The organism is Burkholderia sp. COPS (assembly GCF_019425585.1).
Classification (GTDB): domain Bacteria; phylum Pseudomonadota; class Gammaproteobacteria; order Burkholderiales; family Burkholderiaceae; genus Burkholderia; species Burkholderia cepacia.
In genome coordinates this window covers 72,784-93,404 of record NZ_WIXR01000024.1, presented here as the reverse complement: position 1 = coordinate 93,404, position 20,621 = coordinate 72,784, and the positions used below count along the sequence as shown (strand labels likewise).

The 20,621-nt window shown below is 66.0% G+C and carries 21 protein-coding genes; 12 read left to right on the top strand and 9 right to left on the bottom strand.

What is annotated here, in order from left to right; all coding sequences use genetic code 11:
- The first annotated feature begins 75 nt into the window (after nt 1-75).
- A complete protein-coding gene (locus FOZ70_RS21955; protein WP_014724549.1) occupies nt 76-876 on the top strand; it encodes a phosphodiesterase in 801 nt (266 codons plus the stop codon).
- A gap of 240 nt (nt 877-1,116) precedes the next feature.
- Nucleotides 1,117-1,863, top strand: a complete 747-nt coding sequence (locus FOZ70_RS21950; RefSeq protein WP_059862719.1) for a hypothetical protein — start codon at nt 1,117-1,119, stop codon at nt 1,861-1,863.
- A 146-nt stretch (nt 1,864-2,009) separates the two neighbouring features.
- On the opposite strand, the gene FOZ70_RS21945 is transcribed toward FOZ70_RS21950, so the two are convergent.
- From FOZ70_RS21945 to FOZ70_RS21935, 3 genes are all read right to left on the bottom strand, one after another.
- Nucleotides 2,010-2,414: a nuclear transport factor 2 family protein gene (locus tag FOZ70_RS21945; protein ID WP_219706708.1), complete on the bottom strand. Its 405-nt coding sequence runs from the start codon at nt 2,412-2,414 to the stop codon at nt 2,010-2,012.
- Between the two features lie 33 nt (nt 2,415-2,447).
- A complete protein-coding gene (locus tag FOZ70_RS21940) occupies nt 2,448-2,945 on the bottom strand; it encodes an alpha/beta hydrolase (protein WP_258025695.1) in 498 nt (165 codons plus the stop codon).
- A 161-nt stretch (nt 2,946-3,106) separates the two neighbouring features.
- Nucleotides 3,107-4,024, bottom strand: coding sequence for a LysR family transcriptional regulator (locus FOZ70_RS21935; protein WP_219706707.1), 918 nt, complete (start codon nt 4,022-4,024; stop codon nt 3,107-3,109).
- A gap of 141 nt (nt 4,025-4,165) precedes the next feature.
- On the opposite strand from FOZ70_RS21935, the gene FOZ70_RS21930 reads away from it, so the two are divergent.
- The 3 genes from FOZ70_RS21930 (at nt 4,166) to FOZ70_RS21920 (ending at nt 6,909) form a co-directional block, all read left to right on the top strand.
- A complete protein-coding gene (locus FOZ70_RS21930; protein WP_021157878.1) occupies nt 4,166-4,930 on the top strand; it encodes an SDR family oxidoreductase in 765 nt (254 codons plus the stop codon).
- A gap of 83 nt (nt 4,931-5,013) precedes the next feature.
- Nucleotides 5,014-5,721, top strand: a complete 708-nt coding sequence (locus FOZ70_RS21925; RefSeq protein WP_219706706.1) for a pirin family protein — start codon at nt 5,014-5,016, stop codon at nt 5,719-5,721.
- A 351-nt stretch (nt 5,722-6,072) separates the two neighbouring features.
- Nucleotides 6,073-6,909 carry an alpha/beta hydrolase gene (locus FOZ70_RS21920; protein ID WP_219706705.1) on the top strand — a complete coding sequence of 279 codons (837 nt, stop codon included), beginning with the start codon at nt 6,073-6,075 and terminating at the stop codon, nt 6,907-6,909.
- 126 nt (nt 6,910-7,035) lie between these two features.
- Here the strand turns inward: FOZ70_RS21920 and FOZ70_RS21915 are convergent, their stop codons facing one another.
- Entirely contained in the window at nt 7,036-7,956 is a 921-nt protein-coding gene (locus FOZ70_RS21915; RefSeq protein ID WP_219706704.1) for a LysR substrate-binding domain-containing protein, read from the bottom strand.
- Nucleotides 7,957-8,121: 165 nt separating this feature from the next.
- Between FOZ70_RS21915 and FOZ70_RS21910 the strand changes: the two genes are divergently transcribed.
- Both FOZ70_RS21910 and FOZ70_RS21905 read left to right on the top strand, forming a co-directional pair.
- Entirely contained in the window at nt 8,122-8,772 is a 651-nt protein-coding gene (locus FOZ70_RS21910; RefSeq protein WP_192387913.1) for a LysE family translocator, read from the top strand.
- A gap of 56 nt (nt 8,773-8,828) precedes the next feature.
- A complete protein-coding gene (locus tag FOZ70_RS21905; protein WP_219706703.1) occupies nt 8,829-9,203 on the top strand; it encodes a gamma-glutamylcyclotransferase family protein in 375 nt (124 codons plus the stop codon).
- 42 nt (nt 9,204-9,245) lie between these two features.
- Here the strand turns inward: FOZ70_RS21905 and FOZ70_RS21900 are convergent, their stop codons facing one another.
- Nucleotides 9,246-9,935, bottom strand: coding sequence for a DUF3142 domain-containing protein (locus FOZ70_RS21900; RefSeq protein WP_048028434.1), 690 nt, complete (start codon nt 9,933-9,935; stop codon nt 9,246-9,248).
- A gap of 52 nt (nt 9,936-9,987) precedes the next feature.
- A complete protein-coding gene (locus FOZ70_RS21895; RefSeq protein ID WP_219706702.1) occupies nt 9,988-12,168 on the bottom strand; it encodes a hypothetical protein in 2,181 nt (726 codons plus the stop codon).
- Nucleotides 12,169-12,598: 430 nt separating this feature from the next.
- Here FOZ70_RS21895 and FOZ70_RS21890 point away from each other — a divergent pair, with 430 nt between their 5' ends.
- The 3 genes from FOZ70_RS21890 (at nt 12,599) to FOZ70_RS21880 (ending at nt 15,670) form a co-directional block, all read left to right on the top strand.
- Nucleotides 12,599-14,104, top strand: coding sequence for a hypothetical protein (locus FOZ70_RS21890; RefSeq protein ID WP_219706701.1), 1,506 nt, complete (start codon nt 12,599-12,601; stop codon nt 14,102-14,104).
- 32 nt (nt 14,105-14,136) lie between these two features.
- Entirely contained in the window at nt 14,137-14,469 is a 333-nt protein-coding gene (locus FOZ70_RS21885) for a hypothetical protein (protein ID WP_034196211.1), read from the top strand.
- 148 nt (nt 14,470-14,617) lie between these two features.
- A complete protein-coding gene (locus tag FOZ70_RS21880; protein WP_059651402.1) occupies nt 14,618-15,670 on the top strand; it encodes an AraC family transcriptional regulator in 1,053 nt (350 codons plus the stop codon).
- A 45-nt stretch (nt 15,671-15,715) separates the two neighbouring features.
- Here the strand turns inward: FOZ70_RS21880 and FOZ70_RS21875 are convergent, their stop codons facing one another.
- Together FOZ70_RS21875 and FOZ70_RS21870 are read right to left on the bottom strand one after the other, a co-directional pair.
- Nucleotides 15,716-17,128 (bottom strand): 3-deoxy-D-arabino-heptulosonate 7-phosphate synthase, encoded by a 1,413-nt coding sequence (locus FOZ70_RS21875; RefSeq protein WP_219706700.1) that lies wholly within the window; start codon nt 17,126-17,128, stop codon nt 15,716-15,718.
- 382 nt (nt 17,129-17,510) lie between these two features.
- On the bottom strand, nt 17,511-18,272 hold the full coding sequence (locus FOZ70_RS21870; protein WP_060088651.1) for a fumarylacetoacetate hydrolase family protein: 762 nt from the start codon (nt 18,270-18,272) through the stop codon (nt 17,511-17,513).
- 365 nt (nt 18,273-18,637) lie between these two features.
- On the opposite strand from FOZ70_RS21870, the gene FOZ70_RS21865 reads away from it, so the two are divergent.
- Both FOZ70_RS21865 and FOZ70_RS21860 read left to right on the top strand, forming a co-directional pair.
- Nucleotides 18,638-19,111 (top strand): universal stress protein, encoded by a 474-nt coding sequence (locus FOZ70_RS21865; RefSeq protein WP_021157889.1) that lies wholly within the window; start codon nt 18,638-18,640, stop codon nt 19,109-19,111.
- A 15-nt stretch (nt 19,112-19,126) separates the two neighbouring features.
- A complete protein-coding gene (locus FOZ70_RS21860) occupies nt 19,127-19,318 on the top strand; it encodes a DUF2964 family protein (protein WP_021157890.1) in 192 nt (63 codons plus the stop codon).
- Nucleotides 19,319-19,374: 56 nt separating this feature from the next.
- Here the strand turns inward: FOZ70_RS21860 and FOZ70_RS21855 are convergent, their stop codons facing one another.
- Entirely contained in the window at nt 19,375-20,577 is a 1,203-nt protein-coding gene (locus FOZ70_RS21855; RefSeq protein ID WP_219706699.1) for a tetratricopeptide repeat protein, read from the bottom strand.
- Between the last annotated feature and the right edge of the window lie 44 nt (nt 20,578-20,621).

The following is a 20,621-nucleotide window of genomic DNA, read 5'->3' as shown; positions in this document are numbered from 1 at the left end:
TCGATGGGTGAATTTTGTCTGGCCCAAAATCTCTGTGATCCAAGTACCGGCAGGTCAAATTCAACGGAGCGCTGAATGACGGTCATCGCACAACTTTCGGATATTCATGTCCGGCCTCACGGTGTCCTATATCAAGACGCTGTGGACTCAAATGTCATGTTTTCGGCAGCCGTCGATTCGCTGAACCGCATTCGACCTGAGCCAGACCTGATTGTCATCTCAGGCGACCTTACGGACGAGGGCACCGAAGACGAGTATCAAAAACTTCGCGAATTGCTTGTCGAGTTGAGGCGACCGTTCGTGGTTCTGCCGGGTAATCATGACGACCGTGGCAATTTGCGAGCCGCGTTCTCGGATCACGCGTGGCTTCCGAACGAGGGTGCACTCTCGTTCGCGCTAGACGTGGGCGAACTACGCCTCGTGGCGTTGGACACCTCCGTTCCTGGACTACATCACGGCGAACTGGACGCCGAAACCTTGGCGTGGCTCGACAGTGAACTTACCGAGCATCGCAGTCGAACCGTGGTTATCGTCATGCACCATCCACCGTTCATGACCGGCATTCCTTATCTGGACATCTACGGGTTGCGAAATGCGGATGCATTTGCCAGGGTTCTTGCGCGGCATAGCAACGTGGATCGCATTCTCGCCGGGCACGTCCACCGGTCAATGCAGACGCGTCTTGGGAGCGTTCCGGTACTCACCTGCCCGAGCACGACCACCCAGATTGCGCTGCGCGTTGAAGCGGACGCGCAGCCCGCTTCTTTTCTCGAACCACCTGCATACATGCTCCATCGCTGGACAGGTCGCGGTCAGTCAGCGGTCTCCCACTTGTGTTACGTGGGCCATTTCGAAGGCCCGTTCCCCTTCGCGTAAGCGCCCTCGTCAAGTACACAGCGGTCGATGACGTACGAGGTATTCGCATGCTGTAGGCAGGCGGCGACCGCTTGTTACCACTGATCAGACATCTCGACTTTCGACGCCAAGCTCCGCAACGGGTTGCCTACCGCCGGTCGAGCCGCACCGAGCGCCAACCGGCGACTTCCGGCCAGCATTGGACCTTCGATATCATGGTCAGGATGGGCGACAATCGCCTGCCACCCAAGAACGTGAACTATGCATTTTCGCTCGCTATTTCGATCGACCGGCTCGAAACAAGCTGCGCAGCAGCGGACCGATTCTATTCATAGAACCGTTGATTGCAAGCGGTTTGCCCATCCGGAATTCCAGATTCAGGTCACCAACGGTGCGATCCCCGATCAGGACATCAGTTGGCTGCTACGCTTCCTTGAGCAGCGTGTCGCCGACGGCGAGCGATTTCGCGCGGGCGAGACCCTGCAGATCGGCTGGATGCTAACGATGCTCGATGGAGGGGCGACAGACACACTGCGCATCACCGAACCCGATATGAAGGAGATTCCGATCAGGTTCATCGATTCTGTCAACAGCACGCTGATGCACCTGCGCAATCAGAAGGACGTGGTCGGAAGCGTCGCCACGGATCTGCAACCTGACTTTCCTTCGCTACGGCAAAGTGCAGTTGTGCACGCCGAATACAAGAGCGCGTGTCGTGTACTGCTGACTCGTGATCTCGCTCATGAAACAGACTCTGGTTGGTCGCTCACAGATTTGAATGATGAACTTGGTTTGCAGAATCCCGGGCAATTCATCAGAATTTCGCTCTATCAATTGGGCGTAGATAGACCCGATTTGATCAAATTCTTTGCCTTGCCGCCGGGGCTGCAAGTTGCCGTCAATGATCCGCAGATTCGTGTGATAGGGCCTGACGGCGAGATGCAACCAATACCCGGCTCATTTCTCGAGGCGTTGAATAATCGCCACCTACAACGTCACAGTGAGTGACTGCTTCGGGAAAGGCGCGCTGTCCGCTTCGGGCCGAACTGCGCCGCTCGCGCGTTGTCGAGCGGCGGCTAGCCGCGTTCGACCAGCCGGGATGAAACATCGGCAGGCCGCTTCGATCGATCGAGCGGCCTTTCATCGTCATCTCTTCAAATGGGCTGCGCCGTCGAGAATGCGTGTGCCGCAGCCATCGTATCCAGTGCTTCGCGCAACAGCAGGATTTTGCCGTCGCGTGCCACCAGCCGCCCTGCGTACAACTGGCGATAGATTTTCCCCGTCGATGGAACGAGCGCTTCGACTTCATATTCGGCGAATACCTGCTCAGGCGTTTCGATCAGCAGCCGCACGTTTCGGAACGCAAAATCCGGCACTTTCGCGAGCAGCGAGGCAATGAAGCCTTCGACCGCTTTTGGCCCCTGTGCTCGCCCGTCAATGCCAAGCGACTTCAGATAAGGGAGTTCCAGCACACCATCGTCGGCAAACAGTGCGCCGGCCGCGCGTGGGTCACGAATCGATTCGAGGTAAGCGAAAAGCAGTTGTTTGGCGTTGTTCATGATCGGCTCGATAAAGGCGTGAAAGGATGCGATTCATTGCAGACGCGTCTTCAACGCAGTCGCCATCTCCTGCACGGCAGCGCGCGTCGGTGCGTCGGCAGCAAGCACGTTGAGCAGGCCGAAGTCGTGGATCGTGCCTTTGTACCGGGTCGTCGTCACGTCGTTGCCCGCCTGGTCGAGCCGATACCCATATGCCTCGCCTTCGTCGCGCAGCACGTCGAACTGCGCCGTCTGGATGAGCGCGGGCGGCAAGCCCTTCAATTCGTCGAGCGACGCGCGCAGCGGCGACGCATAGCGTTCGTTGCGCTCGGCTTCGTCGATCGTGTAGGCATTCCAGAACCACTTCATCAAGTCGCGGCTCAGGAAGTAGCCATTGGCGAAGGCGTCATACGAGGCATTGTCGAATGCGTGGTCGGCCACCGGCCACATGAGGCCCTGGAAGCGGAGTGCCGGGCCGGTGGCGCTGTTCAGCGCGTCGAGGAAGGCAACCGTCGCGGTATCGGGCGTGTTCGGTGTGACTTGCGTGTTCATCGTGATTCTCCTTTGCCTGGTCGAGTGGCTTGCGACGTAATGTCGTGCAGCCGGTGGAAAGGAGAATACGGATCGGACGTTATTGTCGAAATAGAATCGTTTGAAATCCATCATTGCATGAATGCAACGATGGACGCCGGCTGATCAACTGCGCCGATGGATCATTTCGGCCACCGCCATGTTGGCTCGGAAAGGCGCTCGGCAAAATAATCCGACAGCGCCGCGACTTTCGCGGGCCGCGCGCGCGCCGACGGCGTAACGAAATAAAGACCGCCCTTCGTCAGCGACCAGTCAGTCAGGATCGCCTCGAGGCGGCCATCGGCCAGGTATTCGCCCGCGATGAATTCAGGCAGCTCGGCGATCGCGAGGCCATCGAGCAGCGTCGGCAGCAGCGCATCGGAATTGGTCACGCGCAGCGGGCCCGCCGGCATCACCGGTTCCTCTTCGCCTCGGTCGTTCGTGAAGCGCCATACAGCGCTACGCGCGCGGTACGCGTACGAGAGACAAGGACGATCCGCCAGTTCGCGCGGATGCGTGGGCCGTCCTTCACGCCTCAGATATTCGGGCGACGCCACCACGAATTGCGTCACTGCGCACAACCGCCGCGCGACCAGGGATGAATCCGGAAGCGCGGCGATACGCAGCGCGGCGTCGAACCCATCGGCGACCAGATCGACCGACGCATCCGACAGATGCAGGTCGATCGACACCTCCGGATAAGCGCGAAAAAAGCCCGGCAGCAACGGCGCAACCCAGCGCAGCCCGTACGACATCGGCACGGCCAGACGCACCAGCCCGCGCGGCTGCACCGACATTTCGCGCGCCGAGCTTTCCGCTTCCTCGGCCTGTCGATAGATGTCGCCGGCTTTCTCGCTGATTGTCCGGCCGAACTCGGTGAGCGAGAGCTGGCGCGACGTGCGATTGAACAGTCGTGCGCCCAACCGCTCCTCCAGGCGGGCGACACCGCGCGAGACCGTGGCGACCGACACCCCCGTCGCACGCGCGGCAGCCGCAAACGACCCGTGCTCGGCCACCTTCGCGAACATCGCCAGCCCCTCGAAATCAGGTAGTTGAGCCATTTCCCCTCATCATTTCATTTATGCAACGTTTGATTGCGATTAATTCTATTTCGAAAAGATCGGGCCGTCGATATTCTCCTCACATCGCAGCACGCAACACCGAACGCAGTGACCCACTTACCAACCGCAAGGAGAATCACCATGGCACGCAAACTCGACAACAAGATCGCACTCGTCACCGGCGCAACCAGCGGTATCGGTCTCGCCACCGCTCAACGCTTCGCGGCGGAAGGCGCTCATGTCTATCTCACGGGCCGCCGCCAGGCCGAACTCGATGCCGCCGTGCAGGGCATTCGCGAAGCCGGCGGCAAGGCGACCGGCGTACGTTCGGATTCCACCAGGCTGGATGAGCTCGACGCGCTGTATGCGCAAATCAAGGAAGAACAGGGGCACCTCGACGTGCTGTTCGTGAACGCCGGCGGCGGCTCGATGCTGCCGCTCGGCAGCATCACCGAAGCGCACTACGACGACACCTTCGACCGAAACGTGAAGGGCGTGCTGTTCACGGTGCAAAAGGCGCTGCCGCTGCTTGCCGAGGGCGCATCGGTGATTCTCACCGGCTCGACGGCGGGTAGCGCAGGCACCGCGGCGTTCAGCGTGTATTCGGCTTCGAAAGCGGCGGTGCGGGCCTTTGCACGCAGCTGGATTCTCGACCTCAAGGAGCGCCGCGTCCGTGTGAACACGATCAGCCCGGGCGCGACTCGCACGCCCGGCCTGCTCGACCTCGCCGGTGACGACGCCGCGCAACGGCAAGGGCTCGCCGATTACCTCGCTTCCCTGATTCCGATGGGGCGCCTCGGTGAACCGGAAGAGATCGCCGGCGCGGCGCTGTTCCTGGCCTCGGATGACGCGAGCTTCGTGAACGGCATCGAATTGTTCGTCGACGGCGGCCAGCAGCAGATCTGAGCCAGGCTGAGCGCGCGGGATGTGGTGGACGCGGTCTTCGACGATCGCGATCCACGCCCGGCGCACTCGAATCGATCATTGCCATGATTGAACATCGGCCATTTCCTTCGCTTGACGCAATCCGGCGCGACGGCGTCGATGTCCGCCAGCATTTCCGCGCGGGCGACGTCGGGCACGCCGACCATGCGCCGCTCGGTCCGCTCCATATGTGGAACGACATCGAATTCGCGCAGCACGCGGGACTCGGGCTTCGTGCTCACCGCGACGTCGAGATCGTCACGTGGGTACGTTCGGGGGCCATCACCCACGAGGACGATGCGGGCAATCGCGCGCGCCTGGTTGCCAACTGCGTCCACGTGATGAGTGCCGGCACGGCGATCCATCATGCCGAGCGCAACGAGGAAAACATGCCCGCGCGGCAGTTCCAGGTCTGGCTCCGTCCGCACACACCTGCCGGTACACCGCGCTGCGCGACGCGCGTCTGTTCGCCCGGATGTCGCGAGGGTCGATTCGTCACGCTGGCGAGCGGCGATCCGGAGGATGTCCGCGTCGGCGCATTGCCCATTCACGCCGACGCACGTTTGCGTATCGCGACGCTGCGCGAAGGCACGGCAATGCAGCACGTTTTGCCGATGCCCGGTTCGGCTTACCTGGTTGCGGATCATGGGCGACTGGACGTAGGGCCGATCAGGCTGGCGCAACGCGATGGCATTGCCGTTCGCAATGAAACGCGGCTCGTGTTGAGGGCGCGAGACGACACCGATGTCGTGATTGTCGAGCTCTTACGCTAGGACAACGGCTCCATCAGGGCGTGCCGCAGCCCCATTCATTGCTGTTTCTGCGTTCGGGAAAACGCGCCTGTGAGCGTTGGGTGGCTGTTTTGGGGTGAACAGCAGACGTTGATACCGACGTTGCCGGTGGCGGAGATCGGCCGAACTGACTCAGCCGATCTGACGCCGTCTATTTGGCCCATTCCAGCCTTTTACAGCTGACGCAGCCCCATCGTTCGCCCTTCGTGGCAGCGACCATGTTGACCCGATTGCCGACGCTCGCTTGCATCGTGGCGTCATCGTTTAACAATACTGTCCGATAATGGCTCCCGGCCAGAGTGCCATGTTCATCCACGTCACAGGAGCATCGCGATGCCATACGTCACAACGAAGGATCACGTCGAGATTTTCTACAAGGACTGGGGCCCGAAGGACGCGCAGCCCATCATGTTCCACCATGGCTGGCCGCTGTCGAGCGACGACTGGGATGCGCAGATGCTCTTCTTCGTCCAGAAGGGCTATCGCGTGATCGCGCACGACCGGCGCGGCCACGGCCGGTCGGCGCAGGTGTCGGACGGCCACGACATGGATCACTACGCGGCCGATGCGTTCGCGGTCGTCGAAGCGCTCGACCTGCGCAATGCGGTGCATATCGGTCACTCGACCGGCGGCGGCGAAGTGGCACGCTACGTCGCGAAGCACGGCGAGCCGGCCGGCCGCGTCGCGAAGGCGGTGCTGGTCAGCGCGGTGCCGCCGCTGATGCTGAAAACCGATTCGAATCCCGAAGGCTTGCCGCTCGAGGTGTTCGACGGCTTCCGGAAGGCGCTCGCCGACAATCGCGCGCAGTTCTTCCTCGATGTCCCGAGCGGCCCGTTCTACGGGTTCAACCGCGAAGGTGCAACCGTGCATCAGGGCGTCATCCGGAACTGGTGGCGGCAGGGGATGGAAGGCAGCGCCAAAGCGCATTACGAAGGCATCAAGGCGTTTTCGGAAACGGACCAGACCGAAGACCTGAAGTCGATCTCCGTCCCGACGCTCGTGCTGCATGGCGAGGACGACCAGATCGTGCCGATCGCGGATGCCGCGCTGAAGTCGGTCAAGCTGCTGAAGAACGGCACGCTGAAAACCTATCCGGGCTATTCGCACGGGATGCTGACGGTCAACGCGGACGTCCTCAACGCCGACCTGCTGGCTTTCGTGCAGGCGTAACGGTGACGCTCGACGCAGGCCCGCTTCGCGGGCTGCGTCGTTTTTGGACGGCTGGCGGCACCCGGTAACCGTGGCCGGTAGCGCCCGTCAGCGCCTGTTGCCCCGTCGCCCAAGCGGCCGCAGGGTTCAGCCCGGCCCGTTGAAGCGGATGCCCGGAAACGTCAGGCGCGGCATCCGGCCTTCCAGGAACGCGAGGAGTTCGCGTACCTGCGCGGCTTTGCCGGAGTCGTCCGGCCAGACGAGGTAGTACGCGTCGCCGGTGTTGACGGCCGTCTTGAACGGCAGCACGAGTTGCTTCTCGTCGATTGCCGTCGCGCACAGCGCGAGATCGCCGATCGAGATGCCGTGGCCGGCGATGGCCGCCGCGATGCCTTGTTCGAGCATGTCGAATACCTGCCCGCGCGTGATGTCCACGTCCAGGTCGTGGCCGCTGCTCTTGAGCCAGCGGCGCCAGTCGCGCCGGTCGGGCGACGGGTGGATCAGCTCGCACGCCGCCGGATTCGTGCGTGCGACCGTCGCGGTCGCACGCGAGCACACCGGAATCAGCCATTCGTCGAACAGCTTCACGCACTGCGTGGCCTCGCCGAACTTGCCCGTGCCGAGCAGGATCGCGCAATCGTAGGATTCGCTGAAGAAATCGACGGTGTCGACATCCATCCACACGCTCGCGATCTGCACCTCGAATGCGGGCCGCGTGTCGCGAAAGGCGGCCAGCGCGTCGAGCAGCCAGCGCATCGTGAGCGTGGACGGCGCCTTGAGCCGCAGCACGTCGCGTTGCGACTGGAACAGCATGCAGGCTTCCTCGATCTGCCGGAAGCCGCGCCGCAGGCCCGACGCGAAAATCTGCGCTTCCGCCGTCACGGTCATCCTGGGGCCGCGCCGGACGAACAGTTTCCGGCCGAAGTAGGCCTCGAGCGTCCTGACGTGCTTGCTCACCGCGCTCTGCGTGAGGCTCAGTTCCTCGGCGGCAAGCGTAAACGCGCCGGTGCGCGCGGCGCTTTCGAATGCGCGCAACGCGTAGACAGGGGGGAGCGGTTTGGCCTTCACGGGGCTTGAATATGAATAAAACTCATGTCATTCGACAGGATTTTCCGCTTTTCAGCAGCGGGCCGGGCACGCGATACTGCAAAAAACCGTGCAATCCGCCGCGCTGAATCCCGATGATGCCATCGTAGCGCGCACGCGCGTCGATCCATCCAACAACTTTTTATCATGGCACTCCATTACCCGCTGCTGTTCGCCTATCTCGCCGCGATCGTGCTGCTCATCGCGACGCCCGGCCCCGTCGTCATGCTCGTGGTCGGCACCGTCGCGCGGCGCGGGTTCCGCCAGGGCATGCTGACCGCGGTGGGCGCGAATGCCGCGAGCCTCGTGATGATCGCGGGGGCGATGCTGATGGTGTTCGGCGTCGTGCTCGTCAGCGATCGCCTGCTCACGGGGTTGCACGTGGCGGGTTGCGTCTTCATCGCGGTGCTGGCCGTCCGGACGCTGCTCGGCGAATGGCGCGCCGGCCGTACGCGCGACGCCAACGGTGCCGCGCCAGGCGAACCGGCGTCGCAAGCGTGGCGGTTGCCGGGTGTGGTGCGCGGTTTTCTCGTCGGCATCGCGAACCCGAAGGACCTGCTGTTCTTCGTCGCGTTCTTTCCGCAGTTCGTCGGCATCACGCCGGATTCCCGCGTGAGCCTGGCCATCCTGGCCTTGCTGTGGATCGCGGTCGATTTCACGATCATGACCGGCTACATGGCCGCGATCAACCATCCGCTGATTCACCGCAAGCAACGATGGATCACGGCCTCGTCGGCGGGTGCGCTGCTCGTGATTGCGCTTGCCGGGCTCGGCGGCGCGATCGCGGGTGGTGCGTAAGCCAGCGGACGATCTGCGTGACGTTTCGTTTGTCCTGTTTTTTGTCGAGTTCGATCATGTCCAGCACTGCCCCGACTTTCTCCGAGCACCTCTTTTCCTATGGCACGCTGCAACTCGAACCGGTGCAGCTCGCCACCTTCGGCCGCAGGCTCGACGGTCGCGAGGATGCGATGCCCGGTTACGCGATGACGATGCTGAAGATCGACGATCCGGAGGTGGTCGCGACGAGCGGGAAGACGCATCATCCGATGGTGGCCTATACCGGCCGACCGGGCGACCGCGTTACGGGCACCGTGTTCGCGATCACGCGCGAGGAACTGCAGCACGCGGACGACTACGAAGTCGACGCGTATCGCCGCGATCGCGTGGTGCTTGAATCGGGCGTCAGCGCGTGGGTGTACGTGGATGCGGGCTCGCCGCGCCCGGAATGAATCCGGGGCACGGGAACGATCGACGTCGTCGCGTGTTTCCCGCTACCCGTTGCGCAGGAACACGACATAACCGCGGAACCACGGGTTTGCCGCGAGGTAGGGCGGCGCATCCCATTCGCCGCCCTGGATGATGCCGATGCGAAACGGCAATTGCAGCCGCGCGACGCGCGGCAGGTAGTCCGCATAGTCGGGGATCGTGCGGCGGCCCTGGTAGGTCTGCACGACGACTTCGTCGACGATCCCCCTGAGCTGGTTGACCTGGTCGGTATCGATGCGGCTGCTCCAGTCGAGCAGCCCCGTGATGCTCAGCCGGCAATCGGCGGGCAGCGTCTCGCGCAGCGTCCGCAGGAATTCGAGGTAGTCCTGCAGGTGGCGCGTGCGTGCATCGAAGTCGATCTGGATACCGGTGATCGTGCGACCCGACGCGCGCCAGCGTTCAAGTTGCGCGAGCATGATCTGCGTGACGCGCGGCGTCCAGCGCAGCGTATGCGCGCGATAGACGAGCCACACGCGCGCATGCGGCGCGGGTGGCAGCGCGACGCCCTGCGCGATCACGCGTACTTGCGACTCGTCGCGCGGCGATGCCTCGATCTGCCCTTGCAGCACGTAGACGGCGCGGGCGCCGCGCACGACCGCCTGCGGCTTCACGCCCGCCCACAGCCAGAACGTGTCGTACTGCGCGGCATCGACGGTGCCGGCCAGCGCGACGCGTCCGGCCAGCAGCAGCGCCATACACGTGACATACGCGACATACGCGACATTCGCGACACGCTTCACGCGGCGCTTACCAGTAGTAGCGGAGTTTCTGCGCCCACAGGCTGCCCGCGTAGCTGGCCTTCAGCGTATCGAACCAGCGCTTGCGCACGTTCTTCGGCACATCCTTGCCGCCGCATTCGTTGGAGCCTGCCGGCGCATAGCACCTGATCGCGCGGTAGTACGCATACGCGCGGTCGTTCGGGTTCGCCTGCGCATCGGCCATCACCGTCACGTAGCTCGACATCCGCTCGTACGGCTTGCCCGCGAACTGCGACGGCGCCGCGCCGAGCGTCGGCGGTACGCGCGCGGCGTTCGCCGACGACGCGTTGCGCATCCACGGAGGCACCGCATCGCCTTCGAGGTTGGCCGTGAGCGGGTTGACGCGCACGAAATCGGCGAGGCAGTTCAACCCTTTCGCGTCGGCCGGATTCTGCTGGAGCGTCGCCGCGATGTCGCGCGCGGACGGGCACGTGTAGCCGTCTTCGTTTTTCGCGCCGGGCGCGACGAACGGCTTCAACGGATCGGCAGGCGTGCCGGATACCAGCGCGGCGTCTGCGATGAACTCGGCGTAGTGCGAACGCGTGAGTTCCTTGTACAACAGCGTGTACAGCGCGGTGTCGCGCAGCGCGCTGCCGGCCGCGGGGTTTTGTGCCTGCGCGCGCAGCAGGTCCGCATTGGCGGCGCGCCGCAGCAGAACGGCGCGGATCGCGGCGTTCTGCACGGGCGAATCGTCGGCGAACGCGTCGTTGACGAGCCCGGCCTGTTCCAGGTTGATCGCGAGCGCGAGTTCCAGCGCCTCGCGCTGGAAGCGGAATTTCGCGAGCGGGATCAGGTCGCGCCACAGCTGGCGCGCCTTGTCGGCCTGGCCGCTATCCTCCAGCGCGAACCCGCGCAGCGCCTGCTGGCTCAGGCCGAAGTAGTCGAGCGGCTCGGCGGGCGCCTGCGGCAGCAAGGCGAGCGCGGCGTCCGGCTTGTGCCCGATCTGGACATACCAGGTCGCGAGCAGGTAGTCGTAGAGCGCGGGCGCGTTCGCGAAGCGCGGCTTCTGCGCCTGCAGTTCGTCCAGGGGCAGCGGCTTGCTGCGGCTCGAATCGCTGTTGTCCGACGTGCGCATGCGCAGCAGGTCGACGGTCGCGAGCACGGTCGGCGACTGGATCTGGCGCGCGTCGAATTCCGAGCCGAACAGCAGCTTGCTGTCGAGTTCGTTCGCCAGCTGGATCAGCGGCACGTTCGACGTCGTCGGCGACCAGCGCGCGAGCGCGTGGCCGTACAGGTCGGCCTGCTGCGTGACGTTGCCGCCGAGCCATGCGACCCGCCGCAACAGCCCGTTCGCGGAGGTCGCGTAGCGTCCCTGCGGATAGATCTTCAGGTAGGTGCGAAACACCGTATTCGCGGCGTCGAGCGACACCTTCGTCACGCGGCCGAGCGACGGCGTCGGGTTGTCGTTGTCGAACACGTTGGCCTGCGCGGCGTTCAGCTGCGCGCGCCCGGCCATGTAGAGCCCGGTTTCCTTCAGCCACGGGTTCGCGCTGTGCGACGCGTTCGCGAAGGCCCGGGTCGCGGTGAGGAAATCGGCGCGGTAGAACGCGTTCGTGCCGTCGAGGTACGCGGCGAACTGCTGGCCGAGCGGCGACTTGACCGGCGGTTTCGTCCACGCGGCGCTCGCGCCGCCGGCGTTGCAGGTCTTCTGCGCGATGTCGGCGCGGGCCGCGCGCAGGCGTGCGGCTTCGTCGGCGGGGAGGCCGCCGGCACCGCCCAGTGCGTCGTTGAACGCGTCGGCGCCCGAGTTCATGCCGCGGCAGATGCTGCCTTCGCCGTCGGCGTAGCGGTTCGACGACGCGTCGCTATCCGCCGCGTTGCCGGCCTTGGCGGTCGTGTCAGGCTCCTTCTGCCCGATGTAGATCCACCCGGAGAAGTCCATCGGAAACGGCACGATGATCTGGTTGATCCGGTCTTTCGCGGGGATCGTCTTCGGGTCCGGAAACGCCTGCGCGACCTTGGCGCTGTCGACCATCATCAGCATTGCGTTGATGCGCGTGTCGTTCGCGGGGCTCAGCATCGGCACGTTGGCGCACGAGTAGGCGGTCTGCCGGAGTGTGGTCGGCGCGTAGCAGCCATCGTCGCCGCTGGCATGGGCAGCCGGAATCCAGAACAGGCCGGCCGCCAGCGCGGCGAACAGGTGTCGGTACAGAAATGGGTTTCTGGGCATTTTTTCTTGTGCCGGGTGTGGGGCCGCAGCGGCCGGGTCTCTCAGGTGAGGCGTTTTGCCCCGGCGCGTATCGTACCGCACCCGCGGCCCCGGCCGCGAGCGCGCGCAGGCGGGCCGGCGAAATGGAAGTCCACTCAGTGTGGACGCATCGCCACCTTGAATCCGGACCGCCTGAATTAAGATGCAGCCGGCAGCGACGGACCTTCGACGACAGACGTCGGTCGGCGTCCTCGCTGCCGGACGGGGGCGGTCTGCCGAGGGCGGTGTTCGCATCGATCCGCACGATGCAGCCGATCATGACGGGGGGCGAACGGATGCCGGTTTTCATGCCTGTTAAATAGCAATGCTTATCAAGAGGCCGATCGGTGCGATAAGGCGTATCGGCGAACGGCAGACGAGAGTACGCCGGAAAGAGAAAAAGAGGATTCCGATGAAACCCATTGCATGGATGGTCATGGCAGCCGCGCTCGCGCTGTCCGCATGCGGCGGTGACGACGTTGCCACGAACGGCGGCGCATCGTTGTCGTCGCCGAACAATTCCGGTTCACCGTCCGGTTCGACCTCGCCCGGCGGCGGCTCGAACGGCGGGCCGACGGGCGGCGGGACCACGCAGCCGCAGGCCGGCTGGTCGAAGGCCGCCGCGGTGGACGGCAAGGGGCCGGAAGGCGAGCCGAGCGTGACCATCGACGCGAGCGGCAACGCGCTCGCCACCTGGATGACCAACGGCACGGCCGGCACGACCGGCAACGAGATGTGGGGCGCACGCTATGTGCCGGGCTCGGGTTGGGGAAGCGCGACGCGGCTCGACACGAGCGACGGTTCGCATGCGATGAATTCGCTGACCGGGGTGCAGCCGCAACTGGTCGGCAACGCGAGCGGGCAGGCGGTCGCCTTCTGGACCGAGTGGACGCCGGGCCCCAACACGTACGCCCTGTGGGCACGCCCGTACACCCCGAATGGCGGTTGGGGCACCCCGGTCGCACTGGTGCCGGACATGGCCGGCTCGTCCTATTCGGCCGGCATGGACAGCCAGGGCAACGCGCTCGTCACATGGACACAGTCGATCAGCCTGCTCGACACGCGCATCGCGTGGACGCGCTATACGCAGGCCGGACAGTGGTCGCCGACGGCGCTGGTCCAGATGCCGGTGCAGACCGGGCCGGGCGCGGTGACCGGCGATACGGACAACGTGAGGCCGATGCTGTCGGTCCTGTCGTCCGGCCGCGCGGTGCTCGCGTGGCGGCAGACCAACCATACGAAGTCGGCGTTGTGGACGGCCACCTACGACGCGACCAACGGCTGGACCAACGTCAACCAGGCCGTATCGAATACGAGCCTGTTCACGACGATCATCTCGCCGGTCGCCGGCATGGACGCGAAGGGCAACATCACGCTGCTCTGGGGGCAACTCGACGTGACGGGCGGGAAGATCTACACCGCCACGATGTCGCAGCGCTACGTCGCCGGAACCGGATGGCAGCCCTCGCAGCCGGTGGCGCCGGCGATCGCGGAGCCGACGGGTTTCATCGCGACGCCGATGCTGGCCGTCAACGAAAACGGCGTGGCCGCGGCGATGTGGGCGGAAGGGGGCGCGGTGCTGCAGGCTAGCGTGTCCGATGCCGGCGGAAACTGGGGGGCGCTGCAGCGGTTGACGGAACACCTGAACGGGGCGGCGCTCCAGTACCCGCCGCTGGTGATCGACGCGGCCGGTAACGTGACCGTCGCCTGGCAGGACACGGGCACACCGAACGCGTCGCTCCTCCTCGTGGCCGGCTATCGGAACGGGGTGTGGAGCACGTCGACGCTGGATCCGCAGGACGGGTCGTGGCCGGCGCTGTCCGTCAATGCCGCGGGGGCGATGGCGCTCGTCTGGCAATCGTTCGTCGCGAACGTCGGCAGCCAGATCCAGTCCAGCTTTTTTACGCCGGGCTCGTAATCGTGCCCCACCGGGAATTCGAAGGAGAAACCATGAAGCAGATCCTGCAATGCGCCGTCACCTTGCGGACGGCGCTGGGCGCGGCGGCCGCCGGCCTCGTGTTGTCCGCGTGCGGTTCGACGCAGATGAACATGGTCGACGTGCAGACATCGACCGCGAAGACGCTCGGGCTCGCGTCGTCGGACGAGATCACGATCGCCAACGTGCAGTACGGGAAGAAGGACGGGCTCGGTGGCCAGAAGGTGAGTTACGACGCGACGACCGGCAAGGGGCGGCGTTTCGGCTGTACGGTGTTCATGATTCCGGGGCTCACGCCGATCGATCGGCCGACGTACAACAACTGGGAATGCCATCCGCAACGCTGATGGCCGCGGCAACGACGGCGCCCGTCGCGAGGCGCCCGTCGACCGCATGGGTGGACGATGTGCCGCGCCGGCCTTGCGCCGGCGCAGTTTGGTCCGATAATCTGCGAACCGATCTATCCTCTCGTGTCGGCTCGATAAAAACACTGTCATGGATCAAGCGGCATTCGTCCCCGTTTTCAAGTTTCGCACCATCGACTACCCCGAGCGGGACAGGTTCCACGTCTGGGTCAAGGACATGCTGTGCGACTGCCGCCTGGAAGACGACGGCGGCCACGGCGCGTTCGACGCGGAAGCGAGCGGCGCGGCACTCGGCCCGCTGATCCTGTCGGGCCGCCACTGGCGATCGCGCGCGCCGGCCTACCGGGTGCATCGGACCACGCGGCGGATCCGCCTCGACGGACAGGATTCGATCCGCTTCACCCTGCTGCTCGGTGGCCGGATGGCCAGCCACACCGGCGGGCCCGAACTGATCAAAGGCGCCGGCGACGTGTTCGTGTACGACGTCGCGCAGATCAACGACTGCAGGGTCGAGGCCGGCGACGTGATCAGCCTGGTCGTGCCCAGGTACCTGCTGCCGAGCCATGCGGCGCAGGCGCACGGGCAGACGCTGACGAGCGGCGTCGGGCGGCTGCTCGGCGACCACATGCTGTCGCTGTTCCGCAATCTGCCGAATCTGCGCACGCACGAGATCCCGAGCATCGTCCAGTCGATGCTGCTGCTGCTCGCCGCGGCCGTCGCACCGACCGCACAGGCGCTGCACGACGCACGCGGCCCGATCGACGGGGCGCTGGCCGAGCGGGTCCGCCGCTACATCGACGTGCATCTGCTGGAGCCCGACCTCGATCCCGACCGGATCTGCCGCGACATCGGCGTGTCGAGAGCGCGGCTCTACCAGCTGTTCAAGGAAGACGGCGGCGTGATGCGGCAGATCACGCGGCGGCGGCTGCGTCACGCGTACCACGTGCTCGGCGACCCGCAGCGCCGGCATCAGCGCATCGCGGAAATCGCGTGGGCGCACGGTTTTCCCGACGAGAAGTATTTCCACCGGCTGTTCAAGGCGGAGTTCGGCCATACGCCGAAGGAAACGCTCGAATGCGCGGCCGCGCCGATTCTGCTGCCGTGCGATGCGGCCGGCGATCGATGGGGGGATGGTGGCCGGCTGGCAGGATGGACGCTGCCGTTCGGTGTGCTCACCAACTGAGCGGGCCGCGCGTTCCGGACGCCGCGCGGCGGCTCGTTTCGTGCGTCACGCGTACACGCTGCTGGCCGCGCCGCCTTCATCGACCTCGTCGATCGCGGCCCGCAAGTCGTCGATCGCCACCATCAGCTCGCGCACCTGCCGCAACGACGGGTACTGGTGCAGCACCGCATGCCATTGCGGCATCGTCAGCAGCGCCTGCCAGACGACGCCGAGGCCGTCAGGGGTGGTATGCGGCTGTTGCGCGAGCGCGCTCGCGTACTCGAGGCTGGCTTGCGCGGACAGCAACTGCATCCGGCTCGCGGCGCCCAGCAGGCGCGGCGTCGCGTCCGCGGACGCATCGCAGCAATAGAGCACTTCCCGTTGCAGCGCGGCGTCGTCGGTCGTCAGCGCCCGCAGCGACGCGCCGTGCACGCGCACCGTGCCCTGGTGCGTCTCGAACGAATAGATCGTGTCCGGGTCGGCCTGCGCGAGCAGGGTCAGGCCGCGCAGCAGCCGCGGCAGGTCGGTCGTCGCGGCATCCGCGGACGCTTTCGCTTCGACGAGGAAGCGCACGTTCCACGCGGGCGCCGGGTCGTCGCCGCGAGGGCGTTCGAGCAGGATCGCGTCCCATTCGGTTTTCGCGCGATCGTGCCGGCCCGGTATCGACGACGGCACGCGCATCGACGTCACCACCCGGTACGTGCGGCGTGCGTCGACGGCGTCGAGCCTGCGGGCCAGCGCGTCGAGCGCCTGCGCGGCCAGCGCTTCGACGGCTGCGCCGCGCTGCTGCGATGCGACGCCCTGTGCAACGGCGACCGAGCTGCCTTCGAGCGGGCCCTGGCGGACCCACAACGCACGGTAGCGGCGCACGTGCTCGTCCGATGCCAGGGCGTCGACACGCAGCAGGCGTTCGAGCGCGGGGCTGTCTTTCAGCTTGACGATGTCTTGTTCGAAGGCCGGGTCGGTCTTCATGTCGGGCAGTGCGAGCAGGTGCCGCAGCGTGTCGCGCAGATCGGCCCACGACGCGCCGGTGGCGGCCGCATGCAGCCGCGCGAGCCCGTCGCGTTGCCACGGCCGGGCGCTGCGCTCGAGCTTGGCGGGGTGCGCGATCGCGTTGACGGCCGAATGCAGCGCGCGACGGTCCTGCTCCGCGTGTGCCGACAACGACGCGTATTCGCGCACGCTCGGCGCATCGTGCCGCAGCACCGCGGCCTGAAACGCGGGATCGCCGGAATGTGTATCCATCGCATCGCGGATCATCTGCGCGAGGGCGTCGATGAAGCGCTGCCGCAGCGCTGCGTCGGATGTGTGCCCGTCGCTTCGCATCCTGCGCGCTTCCTCGATCACGATCGCGAGCGTGGCGGCCGGGTTCGCGGCGTCGGCCGGCGACGACGCGCTGTCGAGCGGCGGCAGCCGGTAGCGGCGCACGACGGTGCGCAGGGTTTCGTCGAGCAGGGCGGGAAGCGGTGTCAGCGACATGTTTGATATCGGCGTGAAAGCGGTGCGCATGCCAACGGGTAGGGCGCGGTGCGCGCGGGGATGTGCAACGTTATCACGGTGTGGCCGAAAGAGCGGATGGCAGGGCAGTCGCGCCGGCGCGGAGCGCGAGCGCTCGCGGAGTCAGTTCCGCGCGATGTCTTTCGTCAGCGTCTCGATGGTCAGGGTGTGGTCGCGCGGTGTGCCCACACCCGCGTCGAACGGGCCCGTCGTTTCACCCATCGGAGTCACTCTGTGTGAGTTGCTGCGGTTTGTCATGGACGTCACGTCGTCCAGGGATGGTTTCCAGGGATGGTTGAACGGCCGGCCGGCGGCGATTGGCGACCGGGGCCGGCCGGTCAGCCGGGCCCGCGCGCCGCGTGCATCAGGCCGTCAACGTCACCGACAAACTGCCGAGCTCGCCGAAGCGAACCGTCAGCGCATCGCCGAGCGGCACGTCGATCGCGCCCGCGTACGATCCGGTCGTCACGATCTGCCCGGCGCGCACCGGGTCGCCGCGCAATGCGAGGAAGTTGACGAGCCACACCAGCGGCTTCAGCGGATCGCCGTCCGGATGGCGGCCGTCGATCGTGCGGTTCAGCGCGCCTTCGAACGACAGCGCCAGCGTCTCGAGCGGCACGTTCAGCCCGTCGGGCACGACCGGGCCGACGCACAGCCCCTGGTTGAATTGCCCGTCGGCCAGCAGCTCGAACTTCGACGCGCGCGCGGGCTCCGCATAGCGGCAGCCGAGCACCTCGAGCACGATGCGCACTTCGCGGATCGCGTCGCGCACGTCCTGTTCGTCGTACGGCTGTTCGCGCGCGGGCAGGTCGCGATCGAGCACAAACGCGATTTCCGGTTCGATCCGCACGATCGGGCCGCCGACGACGCGGTACGGCGCATCGGCTTCGCGGATCGTCGACGCGAAGATCGGTGCGAGGATCACGCGGTCGGGCGGCGGCAGCGCGCATTTCCATCCGCCGACGGATTCGCCGAGCAGGTCGGCCACGCGCTGCTGGATCGCGAGCGCGGTGTCGATGTCGTCGGGGCGCAGTGCATCGGGCAGCAGCGGGCCGGGCGAGCCGGCATGGCGGGCGGCGACGAGATGCTGGGCGGCGCCGTCCACGCGTTCGGTAGTCGTTGTCATGTCGGTTGAGCGAGTTGAAAGTGGGCCGGCAAATAAGGGCCGGACGAAAGTCGCACATCCGATGATAGCGCCTTCGGCATGGTGACCGCTCGATTCCGGTGCGCGCGGGCGGCGCGCGGCCGCCGCGGGCCCGGCGGATTCCGTCGCGCGCCGGCGGGTTCGACAGGCACGCGTATCGCGCGCCGCATACGCGAAGACGCACAAGCGTGCGGGCTCCGGCGCGTGTGCCGTGCCCTGCGTCGGCCGGTCGCAGCCGGCATGGGCGCTCGCTTGATCGCCGTCAACATTCGAACCAGCCGTCCGCCGATGATGGTGACAGGCCGCGCGCACCCAGCCGCGCGGCAATTCACCCCAGCGAGGTTTGCATGTACAAGAAGATCATGGTGGCCGTCGACGGCAGCGCTTCGTCGAAACTGGCGCTTGCCGAGGCCGTAAAGGTCGCGCTGGCAGGCGACGCGCACGTCAGTGCCGTGTATGTGGTCGACAAGTCGGTGCTGTTCACTTACGCGGGCCGTTTCGATCCGCACGCGCTCGTCGAGGAAATGCGCGACGACGGGCGCAAGGTGCTGCGCGAAGCCGAACAGGTCATCGCGCTCGCCGGTGCGAAAGGCGAGGCCGAACTCGTCGAGACGGAGAGCATCGGCGAGGACATCTCGGAACGCCTGCAGCGCTACGTGAAGGAAGGCGGGATCGATCTCGCGGTGGTCGGCACGCACGGGCGGCGCGGCATCCGGCGCGTGCTGCTCGGCAGCGTCGCCGAGCGCTTCGTGCGCGGCTCGAAGTGCCCGGTGCTGCTGATTCGCGGCGACGATGCCGACGTAGCGGCTGCGGCCGCGTAACCCGGAGGGGGCGCAATGATACGCCGCCAATCCCGGATCGTCGTCGCGGCAATCGCCGTGTTCGTCTCGCTCGTGGGGATGATGGCCGTCGTGACGGGGCTATTGTTCGACAACGCGATGGCGCTGCGCGGCGGCGCGGTCGCGCTGGTCGTCGGCGTGGCCGGCTTCGTCGTGATGCTCAATCCTGGCGCGAAAGGCGAGGAGTGACGACGCGTTACGCGGCGTCGCTCCCTGAAATCACGGCGCGCGGCGCGTGCGTGCGCTTACGTACCGCTTGTACCGCTCGTACTGCTCGTACGGGGCGACGCCGCGCCGTCCGGGCTCGCCCCCACGTTCAGCCGCTTCAGTGTTTCTTCCAGGTCCGCGTTGTCCGGCTGAATCTTCCGCGCCTGCGCGAACGCATCGCGCGCGTCATCCGCGCGGCCCAACTTCCACAGTGCTTCGCCCTTGTGCGTCAGCCCGGTCGCGTGGGCTTCGCGCACGTCCTTGTCCGCGTCGCCTTCCTTCGCGAGGATCGCGATCGACCGGTCGAACCACGTCAGCGCTTCGTCGTCGCGACCGAGGCGATGGAGCGCCCAGCCCTTGCTGTCGAGCGCATACGGGTCATCGGGTGACTGCGCGAGGCGCGCATCGATCATCGCCATCGCACGATCGATCTTCAGGCCGGCGTTGACGAGGTCGTAGCCGATGCCGTTCAACAGGTCGCCCGAGAAATTGCCCGCGTCGAGCGCGGTGTCGATGCGCCCTTCGTCCCGCTCGGCAATCGCCAGCGCGATCATCTTGGCCGCGATCTGTTCCCGGAGTGCCCGGCCGAGGTGCCGGCCGTCGGCGACCAGGCTGCCGAGATACTGCGTGTAGAGATCGGGCGTGCCCGGATCGCCGGCATGATTGGCGATGTCCGTGCCGGGCCCCGCACACCAGTCGGTGTCCGCCGGCGCGCGCAATACCGTGCGACGCAACCTGAGCTTGCGGTCCACGTTCGACTGCACGAAGACGGTGTAGCCGTTGGCATCGATGCGCCCGCAGACGAGGTATTCCCCCGTCACGTCGAGTACGTACGGGTAATGGCCGTAGGGCCGCCCCGTATCTTCGTCGATCACCTGAAACGTCCCGCCGCTGTCGCCTTCGCCCACGACAGGCTGAAGCGCCCATTGGCTCTCGGGGTACCGCGCGGGCAGGCGGATCCGCACGGTGCGTCCGGCGGCATCGGTCGTGCCGAACACGACGCTGTTGCCGCCTGCTTGATGGGGCGGCAGCCCCGCGATCGCGTGTCCGGGCAGCAGCAACCGGTATCGCGCATTCGGCAGCGGCCGGTGCGTGACGGGGTCGCGCAGCACGAACCGATGCACATAAGGCCCGTTGCCGAACGACGCTGTCGGCGGGACATAGGTGCGCGCGTGGGCGGTGGGCAGCACGGCGCAGCTCAAGGCCGCGGCAGCGAGCGCGGCGAGAAGTCGGAATGTCATGGAATTGGCGTGCTTGTCGGTATGGATTTTGTTGTTCGACGGCC

Bases quoted from the DNA above. Each gene is read 5' to 3' on its own strand.
- FOZ70_RS21900 (WP_048028434.1), bottom strand. From the start codon at position 9,935: ATGGCGCTGCTGCTGGCCGGACGCGTCGCGCTGGCCGGCACCGTCGAT.
- FOZ70_RS21920 (WP_219706705.1), top strand. From the start codon at position 6,073: ATGCCATACGTCACAACGAAGGATCACGTCGAGATTTTCTACAAGGAC.
- FOZ70_RS21950 (WP_059862719.1), top strand. From the start codon at position 1,117: ATGCATTTTCGCTCGCTATTTCGATCGACCGGCTCGAAACAAGCTGCG.
- FOZ70_RS21880 (WP_059651402.1), top strand. From the start codon at position 14,618: ATGGATCAAGCGGCATTCGTCCCCGTTTTCAAGTTTCGCACCATCGAC.
- FOZ70_RS21910 (WP_192387913.1), top strand. From the start codon at position 8,122: ATGGCACTCCATTACCCGCTGCTGTTCGCCTATCTCGCCGCGATCGTG.
- FOZ70_RS21895 (WP_219706702.1), bottom strand. From the start codon at position 12,168: ATGCCCAGAAACCCATTTCTGTACCGACACCTGTTCGCCGCGCTGGCG.
- FOZ70_RS21935 (WP_219706707.1), bottom strand. From the start codon at position 4,024: ATGGCTCAACTACCTGATTTCGAGGGGCTGGCGATGTTCGCGAAGGTG.
- FOZ70_RS21875 (WP_219706700.1), bottom strand. From the start codon at position 17,128: ATGTCGCTGACACCGCTTCCCGCCCTGCTCGACGAAACCCTGCGCACC.
- FOZ70_RS21930 (WP_021157878.1), top strand. From the start codon at position 4,166: ATGGCACGCAAACTCGACAACAAGATCGCACTCGTCACCGGCGCAACC.
- FOZ70_RS21945 (WP_219706708.1), bottom strand. From the start codon at position 2,414: ATGAACAACGCCAAACAACTGCTTTTCGCTTACCTCGAATCGATTCGT.
- FOZ70_RS21890 (WP_219706701.1), top strand. From the start codon at position 12,599: ATGAAACCCATTGCATGGATGGTCATGGCAGCCGCGCTCGCGCTGTCC.
- FOZ70_RS21860 (WP_021157890.1), top strand. From the start codon at position 19,127: ATGATACGCCGCCAATCCCGGATCGTCGTCGCGGCAATCGCCGTGTTC.
- FOZ70_RS21865 (WP_021157889.1), top strand. From the start codon at position 18,638: ATGTACAAGAAGATCATGGTGGCCGTCGACGGCAGCGCTTCGTCGAAA.
- FOZ70_RS21885 (WP_034196211.1), top strand. From the start codon at position 14,137: ATGAAGCAGATCCTGCAATGCGCCGTCACCTTGCGGACGGCGCTGGGC.
- FOZ70_RS21905 (WP_219706703.1), top strand. From the start codon at position 8,829: ATGTCCAGCACTGCCCCGACTTTCTCCGAGCACCTCTTTTCCTATGGC.
- FOZ70_RS21940 (WP_258025695.1), bottom strand. From the start codon at position 2,945: ATGAACACGCAAGTCACACCGAACACGCCCGATACCGCGACGGTTGCC.
- FOZ70_RS21870 (WP_060088651.1), bottom strand. From the start codon at position 18,272: ATGACAACGACTACCGAACGCGTGGACGGCGCCGCCCAGCATCTCGTC.
- FOZ70_RS21925 (WP_219706706.1), top strand. From the start codon at position 5,014: ATGATTGAACATCGGCCATTTCCTTCGCTTGACGCAATCCGGCGCGAC.
- FOZ70_RS21855 (WP_219706699.1), bottom strand. From the start codon at position 20,577: ATGACATTCCGACTTCTCGCCGCGCTCGCTGCCGCGGCCTTGAGCTGC.
- FOZ70_RS21955 (WP_014724549.1), top strand. From the start codon at position 76: ATGACGGTCATCGCACAACTTTCGGATATTCATGTCCGGCCTCACGGT.